This window comes from Scrofimicrobium sp. R131 (genome assembly GCF_040256745.1).
GTDB classification, from domain to species: domain Bacteria; phylum Actinomycetota; class Actinomycetes; order Actinomycetales; family Actinomycetaceae; genus Scrofimicrobium; species Scrofimicrobium appendicitidis.
The window spans coordinates 2,020,044-2,031,029 of sequence record NZ_CP138335.1 but is presented as its reverse complement, the minus strand read 5'-3'; the positions used below and the strand labels follow the sequence as shown (position 1 = coordinate 2,031,029).

At 65.2% G+C, this 10,986-nt stretch carries 8 protein-coding genes; 5 read left to right on the top strand and 3 right to left on the bottom strand.

Going from position 1 to position 10,986, the window contains the following annotated elements:
• Window positions 1–44: 44 nt before the first annotated feature.
• Both ppdK and SAC06_RS09330 read left to right on the top strand, forming a co-directional pair.
• Window positions 45–2,747 carry a pyruvate, phosphate dikinase gene (ppdK, locus tag SAC06_RS09335; protein WP_350258025.1) on the top strand — a complete coding sequence of 901 codons (2,703 nt, stop codon included), beginning with the start codon at window positions 45–47 and terminating at the stop codon, window positions 2,745–2,747.
• An 88-nt stretch (window positions 2,748–2,835) separates the two neighbouring features.
• Window positions 2,836–3,861 carry an NAD(P)H-quinone oxidoreductase gene (locus SAC06_RS09330; RefSeq protein ID WP_350258024.1) on the top strand — a complete coding sequence of 342 codons (1,026 nt, stop codon included), beginning with the start codon at window positions 2,836–2,838 and terminating at the stop codon, window positions 3,859–3,861.
• On the opposite strand, the gene SAC06_RS09325 is transcribed toward SAC06_RS09330, so the two are convergent.
• Both SAC06_RS09325 and SAC06_RS09320 read right to left on the bottom strand, forming a co-directional pair.
• On the bottom strand, window positions 3,858–4,262 hold the full coding sequence (locus SAC06_RS09325) for a hypothetical protein (RefSeq protein ID WP_350258023.1): 405 nt from the start codon (window positions 4,260–4,262) through the stop codon (window positions 3,858–3,860). The two genes, SAC06_RS09330 and SAC06_RS09325, sit on opposite strands and share 4 nt — an antisense overlap.
• Entirely contained in the window at window positions 4,252–4,893 is a 642-nt protein-coding gene (locus SAC06_RS09320) for a hypothetical protein (protein WP_350258022.1), read from the bottom strand. Before SAC06_RS09320 ends, SAC06_RS09325 begins: the two co-directional genes overlap by 11 nt.
• A gap of 413 nt (window positions 4,894–5,306) precedes the next feature.
• On the opposite strand from SAC06_RS09320, the gene SAC06_RS09315 reads away from it, so the two are divergent.
• Complete coding sequence (locus SAC06_RS09315; protein WP_350258021.1) at window positions 5,307–6,437, top strand: hypothetical protein; 1,131 nt, start codon at window positions 5,307–5,309, stop codon at window positions 6,435–6,437.
• Here SAC06_RS09315 and SAC06_RS09310 read toward each other — a convergent pair.
• The gene (locus SAC06_RS09310; RefSeq protein ID WP_350258020.1) at window positions 6,434–7,534 is read right to left on the bottom strand and encodes an alpha/beta hydrolase; all 1,101 of its coding nucleotides are present in this window, start codon (window positions 7,532–7,534) and stop codon (window positions 6,434–6,436) included. The two genes, SAC06_RS09315 and SAC06_RS09310, sit on opposite strands and share 4 nt — an antisense overlap.
• Before the next feature lie 252 nt (window positions 7,535–7,786).
• Here SAC06_RS09310 and SAC06_RS09305 point away from each other — a divergent pair, with 252 nt between their 5' ends.
• Together SAC06_RS09305 and SAC06_RS09300 are read left to right on the top strand one after the other, a co-directional pair.
• On the top strand, window positions 7,787–9,055 hold the full coding sequence (locus SAC06_RS09305; RefSeq protein WP_350258019.1) for a C40 family peptidase: 1,269 nt from the start codon (window positions 7,787–7,789) through the stop codon (window positions 9,053–9,055).
• A 415-nt stretch (window positions 9,056–9,470) separates the two neighbouring features.
• Window positions 9,471–10,901: an aminobutyraldehyde dehydrogenase gene (locus SAC06_RS09300; protein ID WP_350258018.1), complete on the top strand. Its 1,431-nt coding sequence runs from the start codon at window positions 9,471–9,473 to the stop codon at window positions 10,899–10,901.
• Window positions 10,902–10,986: the final 85 nt, after the last annotated feature.

The window sequence follows — 10,986 nt, the reverse complement described above, 5'->3', positions numbered from 1 at the left end:
GTGTCGACGGGGCACGATTTACTAAATGGAGGCCAAGGCTACCAATGGTCAAATACGTTTATGATTTCACGCAGGGCGACAAAGATCAGAAGGACCTGCTGGGCGGTAAGGGCGCCAACCTGGCGGAAATGACCCGGTTGGGTCTGCCGGTTCCCCCCGGATTCACCATCACCACGGAGGCGTGCCGCGCCTACCTGAAGGACGGTGCGGTTCCGGAAGAACTTCAGACCGAAGTCACCGTGGAACTGCGCAAGGTGGAGGACCAGATGGGCCGCCGCCTCGGCGACCCGGCGGACCCGCTGCTGGTTTCGGTTCGGTCCGGTGCCAAGTTCTCGATGCCGGGCATGATGGAGACCGTGCTCAACATTGGTCTCAATGACGAATCGGTGTTGGGGCTGGCCGCGATGTCGCAGAATGAGCGGTTCGCCTGGGACTCCTACCGGCGCCTGATCCAGATGTTCGGCAAGACCGTGCTGGACATCGACGGGGATCTGTTCTCTGACGCGCTCGAAGAAATGAAGGCTGATCGCAACGCTGCGGCCGACACCGACCTGGTCGCCGCCGACCTGCAGGAACTGGTTGGGACCTTCAAGCAGATCGTCAAGGACGCCACCGGGAAAGACTTCCCGCAGAACCCGCGTGAGCAGATGGACCTGGCCATCGAAGCCGTCTTCCGCTCCTGGAACACCGAGCGGGCCAAGATTTACCGTCGCCGTGAGCGGATCCCAGACGACCTGGGCACTGCGGTCAACGTTCAGACCATGGTCTTTGGCAACATGGGTGACACCTCGGGCACCGGCGTCTGCTTCACCCGCGACCCCTCCACCGGTCACTCCGGTGTCTACGGCGACTACCTGATGAACGCGCAGGGTGAGGACGTCGTGGCGGGTATCCGCAACACCCTGCCGCTGGCCACCCTGGAGACGACCGATGAGGCCGCCTACAAGGAACTGCGGGCCATCATGCGCAAGCTTGAGACCCACTACCAGGATCTGTGCGACATCGAGTTCACCATTGAGCGCGGCAAGCTGTGGATGCTGCAGACCCGCGTCGGCAAGCGGACCGCCGCGGCTGCGTTCCGCGTCGCCACCCAGCTGGTGGACGAGAAGCTGGTCACCAACGACGAGGCGCTGGAGCGGGTCACCGGTGAGCAGCTGACCCAGCTGATGTTCCCCCAGATTGACCCCGAAGCTGAGAAGGTCCTGATCACCAAGGGCATGGCCGCCTCTCCGGGCGCCGCCGTTGGCCACATCGCGTTCAACAACGCGCAGGCCGAGCAGTTTGCGGCCGAAGGCGTGCGCTGCGTGCTGGTTCGCCGCGAAACCAACCCGGAGGACCTGCCCGGCATGGTGGCAGCCGAAGGGGTGCTGACCGCTCGCGGGGGCAAGACCTCGCACGCGGCGGTCGTGGCTCGCGGCATGGGCAAGACCTGCATTGTCGGGGCGGAAACCCTGAACATCAACGCCGAAGAGGGCACCGTGAAGGTGGGCGACTACGTCCTCACCTCCGATGACATCATCGCGATTGACGGCTCCACCGGCGAGGTGTTCCTCGGTGAGGTGGCGGTCCAGGATTCGCCGGTGACCACCTACCTGGCCGACGGCCTGGAAGCTGGCATTGCCGCTGCCGATGGGGACGAGGCCACGATCGACCTGATCAAGTCGGTGGACCGGATCCTTTCTCACGCGGACAAGGTGCGCAAGCTCCAGGTGCGCGCGAATGCCGACACCCCGGTTGACTCTGAGCGCGCCGTCGACTTTGGCGCCGAAGGGATCGGCCTGTGCCGGACCGAGCACATGTTCCTGGGCGAGCGTCGCCCGCTGGTGGAACGCGTCATCCTCTCGGCCCCGGAATCGACCGAGCGGACCACTGCGCTGGGCGAACTGGAAGTCCTCCAGAAGGGCGACTTCCTGGAGATGCTCGAGGTGATGAACGGTCTGCCGATGACCGTCCGCCTGATCGACCCGCCCCTGCACGAGTTCCTCCCGGACCTGACCTCGCTGGAGGTCAAGGTGGCCGTGGCGAAGGCGACCGGTCAGCCGGTCGACCCGCAGGACGAGCTGATGCTGACCGAGGTCCGCCGCCTCCACGAGCAGAACCCGATGCTGGGTCTGCGCGGGGTGCGTCTGGGCATCTATCTGCCCGGCCTGTTCCTGCTGCAGATCCGTGCCCTGTCTGAGGCGGCCGCCGAGCTGAAGTCCAAGGGTCTGGATCCCCGTCCGGAGATCATGGTGCCCCTGGTTGGCTCGGTTCGCGAGCTGGAGATCATCCGCGACGAGGCCGAAGCGACCATCGCCGAGGTGGCCAGCCGCTACCAGGTGGAGCTGGACATTCCGATCGGCTCCATGATCGAGCTGCCGCGGGCCGCCATGACCGCTGAGGACCTGGCCAAGGCGTCGGACTTCTTCTCGTTCGGCACCAACGACCTGACCCAGACGGTGTGGGGCTTCTCCCGCGACGACGTCGAAGGCGTGTTCTTCCCGACCTACATCGAGAACTCGATCTTCCGCGTCTCCCCGTTCGAAACCATCGACGTGCACGGCGTCGGCCGCGTGGTGGCCGAAGGTGTGCGCCGGGCGCGCGAGTCCAAGCCGAACATTAAGCTCGGCGTCTGTGGCGAGCACGGCGGTGACCCGGAGTCGATCCACTTCTTCGCCGAGGTTGGTCTCGACTACGTGTCCTGCTCTCCGTTCCGCGTCCCGGTGGCGCGCCTGGAGGCCGGCCGCGCCGCGGTGCTGGAAGGCTAATTAGTCGCAACTAGGATCCGGGTCCGCCTGTGGGCGGGCCCGGATCTTTGTCTGTCCCCACTCGGGCAGACCTGGCACAATGAGGACCATGAGGCTGATTCCTACGCAGATGTCGATCGCCTGTTACGCGGGTCCCGGCGGCCCCGAAGTTGTGATTGAGCAGCGGCGGCAAGTCCCGCAACCGGCCCCCGGTGAGGTGCTGATCGAGGTGGTGGCGGCCGGGCTGAACCGCGCCGACGTCCTGCAGCGGGAGGGTCACTATCCGCCGCCGGTGGGTGAGAGCGACATTCCCGGTCTGGAGGTCTCCGGGCGGGTGGTCGACTGGGGACCAGGGGTGGATCCGGACCTGTTTCCCGGAGGCGAGCCGGTGGTGGCCCTGCTGGGTTCGGGCGGCTACGCCCAGTATGTCTGCGTCCCGGCCGGGCAGGTGCTGCCCGCCCCGAAGGGTTTGGACCTGGTGGCCGCCGGCGCGCTGATGGAAGTCGCATCCACCGTGGTGTCCAACCTGTCGCTCACGGTCCCGGTGCAGCCGGGTCAGTGGGTCCTGGTCCACGGTGGGTCGGGCGGGATCGGCACTTTTGCGCTGCAGTATCTGCGGGCCCGGGGGGCCCGGCCACTCGCCACCGTCAGCAGCCCGGCTAAGGCAGAGTGGGCGCTGCGGTTTGGGGCCGAGGCGGCCATCAACTACCGGGAAGAGGACTTTGTTGAGCGAGTGGGGGAGTTGACCGGGGGCCACGGCGCCGACGTGATCCTGGATGTGGTGGGCGCCAAGTATCTGACGCGCAACGTCACCGCCTTGGCCGCGGACGGCCGCCTGGTCAACATTGGTCTGAGCGGGGGAACCCGGGCAGAACTGGACTTGGGCCGACTGCTCGCCAAGCGGGCCGGGGTGATTGGAACCGGCCTTCGCAGTCGAAGCGCCGCGGACAAGGAGCGGATCGTCCAGCAGGTGCACCGGGAGGTCTGGCCCCTGCTCGCCAGCGGCCAGCTAACCGTCCCGGTCGAGCGGACGTTCCCGCTGTCGCAGGCCCGGGAAGCGCACGAATATTTTGACTCCGGTGCCCACCTGGGGAAGGTAGCCCTGCTGGCCGGGCCGGACCAATCGTCCCGCTAGCTGCTGTTCTGGTTACAAGCCACCGACCGGGCCCGGTACAGCGTCCCGTTCAGTTCCAGCACCAGCACCTGTTCGGCGGTGAGCGCACAGTCCGCCGGCGTTTGCACGTCGCTGGACAGCGTCACTTGGGTTGGTAGGTCGACCCCGTCGGTAGCAATCAGGGGGAACCATTCTTCGGTGATAGTCACGTCGGTATCCTGCCCGCCCTCGCAGGCGCGGAAGTTCAGCTCGCCGGCCTGCTCCAGGTCTGCCTGCGTCAGTTCCGGCAGGGAATCCGGATCGGTAACGCTGCAGGGACCGGCTTTCGCCTCTTCTGTCGGCGTTTGACCGGAGCTACAGGCAGCCAGGGTGAGGCCCGCGGCGACGAGCGGGGCCAAGAGCCAGGCTTTGCTAGTCCGCATTGGTCCCCGCCCCCTGTTCGACCCCGGTGCTGACCGAGTTGGTGGCAACGCCTGCTTCCGGGATCAGGTTGAGCGGCACTTCCACCCCGATCTGGGAGAGGCTGGCGGTCAACGTCTGGCGCAGTTGGTCCAGATTCACCAGGTTCGGATCAGCCCCGATGTCGATCCCGCCGGTGACCAGGTTCGGACCGTACCATCCGATCCCGGGCAGCTGCAGTCCATTGGAGCTTAGCGTTGCCAGCGCCGAGGTCAGTTCGGTTAGGGAAAGGCCGCCCTGCTCAATGGAGGCGGGAACGCCCGGGTACCGGCCTGCCGCCTCAGCCAGCGCTGCCTTGGTTTCATCGCTGGCACGGTCAGTCACGAACACCACGACCCCCTCGTAGTGGGTGCAGTAGCTGACGCCGCGAATCTCATCCGGGTGCTGGTCGGCGAGATCCTGTAACTCCAGGCCCAAACGCGAGACCTGGGCCTCGGGCTCACCCACCCAGTAGGGCTGCTGGGTGGTGGGGTCCGACTGAATGCAGGCCGGAAGGACGTCCAGCGCGGACCCGTTTTGGGTCGATGAGGCGGAGGTGAGGCCGCCCGCTGCGGCCAGCGCTGCGACCAGGGCGAATCGTAGGGGAGCAAACATCGGAGTCCTCCTTGGCTCGACTTGCCGCCAGTCTACCCCCCCCGGCAAATGGGTCGATAAACTTTTGGTTACATTCTTATCCGCGCAGGTGGGGGCGCTTTTCCCGGCGGTTCGACTGGACCAAACTGGCCGAACATCGCCTCAAGGCCGTTCGGGGCAGCGTCCGAGGCTAGCAAATATGAAGCGTACACGCGCTGCTCGAAACCGGGCCCGTGTGTTCGACTCACCCAGCGGCCGAGCCTTCGTTCCCGGTGACCGGAGCTCCCCCTCGTCCCCCATCCGTGCAGGTGCGCCCCCAGCGCGGAGCTCCCGGTGGAAACGGGCTGTCGTTTGCTGCCGGCCGAGGGAAGGAGAGGGACAATTGGCGGTCCCCGTGCGACAATATTGGGGAAGGTAGTGATTGAGGAGAGCCAATGGCATTATTCGAGTTAGACAACGGTCGACTGGTCCCGGCTCAATTCGGCCGCGAGGTCCCCGGTGGATTCACTCCCGATGTGCTGCGGGCGGTTCGCAGTCAAGTCCTCGAAATTGTCGCTCGTCCCCTGTTCCCGATCACCTGGCGCAACATCCACGGCGGCAGCGCGCCCAGTGACCTGCCGCGCCTGACGGCTCTGGATGCCTCCGGTCAGGTGGTGGCGGTCGAGGTGGTGGAAGAGCTGGATGCCGACCTGCTGATCGATTCCCTGTCGCGCCTGGCCGACACGGCCGCTCGCTCCTGGGTGGACCTGGCCCGCGAATACCCGGGAGACATTGAGGGCTTTAAGGTGGACTGGGCCCAGTTTCGAGAGTCGATGCCCCCCACTACGCCCAACGGCCCCCGGCTGATCATCGTGGCGGCCGCGATCGAACCTGAGGTTCGTCCGGCGCTGGATGTGCTGGCCAGTTCCGGGGTGGAGGTGCACGAGATGGCCCTGCGGCAAATGTCGAACGGACGCTCGTTCCTCGACGTCTCGGCGGTGGGCCCGCGCACCTACGGACATCGCGCCAACCTGCTGGTGGGTGACTCGAATCCGGTGCCGGAGATTTCCGGCTTGGCTCAAAAGCGCGAGGTGCCCGCCCCCCGCCCCCGGGTGGTCACCGACACCTCGACCCGTGTCGCTCACGAGCCACTTCCGGCCCGCTCAGACGTCGTTCCCGAGGGCAGTGCTCCCGACGTGTTGGAGCGCCGCGTGCCCCACGCCCCCGCTCATCGCAGTCGTTCCAAGTCGCCGTTCCCCTCCCGGTTGGAGCGGCGTACCGACACCGGTTCCATCCGGATCCCGGCCCGCGTCGACGAGGGGCCGGAAGCGCTGGCCATGGTCTCGAAAATGGTTGGGCGCCCGACCCCGCTCGTGCTGGACCCCCGGTTTGGGCTGACCGTGCGGGCGGAACTGGGCACGACCGGCCTGATCCGAACCGCAGCCGGGCAGTTCAACGATCCGACCCTGGCCCTGCAGGCCGTCGGTTACGGTGGTGAGGACGGCTGGGCCTCCTGGCATCTGGGGGATGTCTACGGCCCCACCCTGGCGGAAGCCATCGCCGAGATCAACGCGGCGGCGCGCTAGCTGTTCGCGGGGACCATCGCCTCTATCCAGTTGTGCATCAGCCGGTACAGGTGGCGCCGCACCGGTGGATCCGACAGCAGCAGGTCGTGCTTGCCGGGCAGGCGGGCAATGGTGACCAGGTCGGCCAACTTGGCGGACCGCTCGACAATCACTTCAGGGTCCAGCACGGTGTCGCTGTCGAACACGTCCGGTGACCACGTTTCGGCCGAGGCCGCCTTGGTTGAGCACAGGCTGAGCACCGGACAGTCGAGGTGTACCTCTTTTTCCACCCGGTCCTGCGCGGCCATAATCGCCTCCAGCCAGGTCGCGGGCACCGGGTAGGACGGGTTTCGCTTCCACTCGGGAAAAATCTTCCACCCGACGAGGGCGGGATCGTCCGGCTCTGCCTGAAAGTAGGCCGGCGGCTCCAGGCCCGAGCCGGCCCATCCTTTCGTCAGTGACGGGCCGTAGTAGTCGGGCTTAGAGTTCGAGATGACGATGGCCCGGGGGCGACGCGAGGCAATCCGCCCCAAGATCTGCTGCAGGGCCGGTCGCCAGGCGGCCATTGCCTGCAACTCCAGCCAGGCGGAGTTCAGAATCAGGCCGGCGACGGCCCCCGGGCGCCGGTAGGCCCAAAGGGTGGCCAGCAGCCCGCCGGTGGAGTGCCCCATCAGCAGGAGCGGCAAACCGGGGGTGTGCTGCTGCATGATTTCGATCGCCAGGCCGATTTCCTCCTCATAAACAGAGAAGTCAGAGGCGTACCCGATTGTCTGCCAGGGGCGCAGCGAGCGGCCGTATTTGCGCAGGTCCAGGGCAAAAAACTCGACCCCGGCCCGGGCCAGCTCCCGGGCCAGCTCCGTCTGAAAGAAATAGTCATTGCGCCCGTGGAGGTAGAGGCACTGGGCACGAGGCGATGGGGACGGCTCCGGGGGGCGGTAGCGAACCAGGGTGGCGACCGCCTCGCCCTCTTCGTCGGGGATCAGTTCAATGGTGCGGGCCAGGAAGCCGGGTCCCAGCACGTCGGGCGACCACAGGCTGGGCGCCGGCGGACCCGCGGGCCCCCAGGGTGCCAGGACGTCGAGTTCTACTTCCGGTTCGGCGGCAACAGGGTGGTTCATAGTCCTAGTGTAGGGAGAGTGACCGACAAGTGGGGTGGGGGAGTACTCTACCCCGACCTGTTGTGACAAATGTGAAGATTGAGCAAGTTGTGACAGATGTTCACGATGTTGCCAAAGTGTACGCCTGTGACTACTGTAGATTTCGGTATCAAAGTAGGTGCCGTGACCTATGAAAGCTGACCGACCAACCTGCGGGGTGATTCTGTGCGCTGGCACGTCAAAAACATACTTCGAGAGAAGTTCATAACGCCTGTGCTGGGGGTGATCGCCGCCCTGGCCCTGGTGTTTACCCCCCAGATGGCGCTGGCAGCTCCCACCCAAGACGATATTGACGCAGCGCGCGAAGACGAACGCCTGGCCGAACTATCGGTGGCGCAGATCGAGGTTCGGCTCGCGGCTGTTCGCGCCGATTTGCAGCAGGCCCGAATTGAGTCCGCGCTGGCGGGTGAGGCGCTCGTAGCGGCCAAAGAGAATCTGGACGAAGCTACCGAGGCGGCCGAAAAGGCCCAGGCGGAAGCGGACGAGGCGATGGCCAAGTTCGAAGACGCCCGCTCCGAGTTGGCGACCGTGGCCCAGTCCGCCTTCCGTGGCGGCTCGGGCGCGCTTGATCCGCTGGCTCCCTATTTAACCTCCGACGGTCTGCAGAGCGTTGAGTCCCGCCGCAACATCATCGACAGCTTCGGCTCGGCTGCCGACAGCAAGCTGCAGAACGTGGCTGCGCTTGAGCAGGTGGCCAACGTGATGGCCGAGAGTGCAAAGAAGGCGAAGGCGGCGGAAGAGAAGGCCTACAGCAACGTGGAGGCCAAGACCAAGGCAGCGGAAGAGAAGCTGTCCGCCGCGCAGGCCCTGGAATCCGACACCGAGCTGCAGAGCGAAGCCCTGCTGGCCGAGCTGGCCGCCAAGCAGAACACCACCGTTGAACTGATTCGCGAGCGGGACGCGGCCCAGCAGGCCGAGCGTGAAGCCGCCGAGCGTCAAGCCGCTATCGAACGTTCCGAGCAGCAGACGGGTGGCGGGGGCGGGTCCGCCCCGGCCCCGAGCCAGCCCGGCAACGGTGGCGGCGGCGGTGGGACGACGACTCCTCCGCCCACTCCGCCGGTCACTCCACCGCCCTCGAAGCCGGATCCGATCCCGACTCCGCCCCCCTCCACCGGTGGCGGTGGCATTGATACGGTGATCGCCGTGGCCAAGTCCCTGCTGGGTGCACCCTACGTCTGGGGTGGAACCGGGCCGGGCTATGACTGCTCGGGCCTGGTTGTGACCGCCTACGCCGCCATTGGGGTCTACCTGCCCCGGGTATCCTCCCAGCAGTGGGGTGCAACCTCGCGGGTGTCGGTCGGCAATGCGATCCCGGGCGACCTGATCTTCTGGTCCTCCAACGGCAGCCAATCCGGCATCTACCACGTGGCCATCTACCTGGGCGGCGGCCAAATCATCGAAGCTGCCGACTATGGGATCCCGTTGCGGATCACCTCCATCTATAACTGGGGCAACGTCCTGGGCGCAGGTCGCGTCATCTAGGCTTCCCTCTTTCAAACCCGTCCGACCCCCTCCGGGTCGGACGGGTTTTTGCTTCTGCCTCCGGTTGAGGTGACAATGCGCAGGTGAGGGTCGCTTTTTGGGGTGCTTAGCCCCGCTCTTTGGCCGAGTCGTGGGCGGGCTGGAGGGGAAGCGTCGCCGAAAAAGACGGCATTTTTTGCGGGCAAGTTATCGGCTGAATAATTGGTTTATCTGGCCGCTTCGATTATTTCCTGACAGGTTAGTAATCGATTTACGGACCAGCCGTTGTGATACGCATCACCATACAAAGTCGGTAAGTGTGAACCCCATCGACAAGGTAGGGGTGGTTGGATACTCTGGGCTTTACGTCCGGGGACAAAAGTCCCTGAGCAGGCAAACAAGGCTGTTTGTATTCAGTTTGGGAGAGTGTCAACGTATGACTGACCGCGTATTAAAAAATTTCATCAATGGTGAGTTTGTCCCGGCGCAAGGGGCGAAAACCCAGCAGATTATTTCGCCAGCCACCGAGGAGGTGGTGGCGATCACCCCGGTTTCGGAGGCGGCGGATGTCGACGCGGCGTTTGCGGCGGCTGCGGCGGCGGCCAAGACGTGGAATCGCACCACGCCTGCCGAGCGCCAGCAGGTGCTGCTGGACGTGGCCGACGCGGTGGAAGCTGCTGCGGATCTGATTGCTGCCAAGCAGCATGAAGACACCGGCCAGTTGGTGGAGATGGTCAAGAGCGAAGAGGTGCTGGCCGGTGCCTCCCAGCTGCGTTTCTTTGCCGGGGCGGCGCGAATCTCCTCGGGGCTCTCGGCGGGCGAGTACATGGAGGGATTGACCTCCTACGTGCGGCGCGAACCGATTGGGGTGGTGGGCCAGATCGTTCCCTGGAACTACCCGTTCATGATGCTGGTTTGGAAGCTGGGCCCGGCCCTGGCTGCCGGCAACACCGTGGTGCTCAAGCCCAGTGACACGACGCCGCAGTCGGCGCTGGCCTTTGCCCAGGTGGTGAAGGACATCATTCCCCCCGGGGTGTTCAACCTGGTGCTCGGGGATCGCTCCACCGGCAGCCTGATCTCCACCCACCCGGTTCCGGGCCTGATTGCCCTGACCGGCTCGGTCCGGGCCGGCGAGGCGGTGGCCAATGCCGCCTCCAACCGACTGACCCGGGTCCACCTCGAACTGGGAGGAAAGGCGCCCTGCATCGTCCACGACGACGCGGACCTGGCCCTGGCGGCCGAAGGGATCGCGCAGGCCGGGCTGTTCAACTCCGGCCAGGACTGCACGGCCGCCACCCGCGTCCTGGTGCACGAGTCGGTGGCCGCGGAGTTCACCAAACTGCTGGTTGAGCAGGCGGAGTCCCTCAAGACAGGTGACTGCGAGGATGAGTCGACCTTCTTCGGCCCGCTCAACAATGCCGCGCACTTCGACAAGGTCTCCACCCTGGTTGAGAACCGCCCCGAATGGGCGCAGGTGCTGACCGGTGGACACCGCGTGGGCGACCGTGGCTACTACTATGCTCCCACTGTGATCAGTGGTCTTCGTCAAGACGACGAACTGATTCAAACCGAGATCTTTGGACCCGTCATCACGGTGCAGGAGTTCTCCACTGACGACCAGGCGGTCGAAATGGCCAACGGGGTGCCCTACGCCCTGTCGTCGTCGGTGTGGACCAAAGATCACGGCCGCGCCCTGCGTTTTAGCCAAGACCTGGACTTCGGGTGCGTCTGGATCAACACTCATATTCCGCTGGTGGCAGAGATGCCGCACGGCGGTTTCAAGAAGTCCGGTTACGGCAAGGACCTATCGGTCTACGGCGTGGAGGACTACACCCGGATCAAGCACGTCATGAGCTTGAACTACTAGCAGTAAATCCCATTGCAGGTCTGGAGCATACCCAGGGTTGGGTTTGCCATGCCCTGAAGCTTCCAAACAGGAAATTAGGTGATTG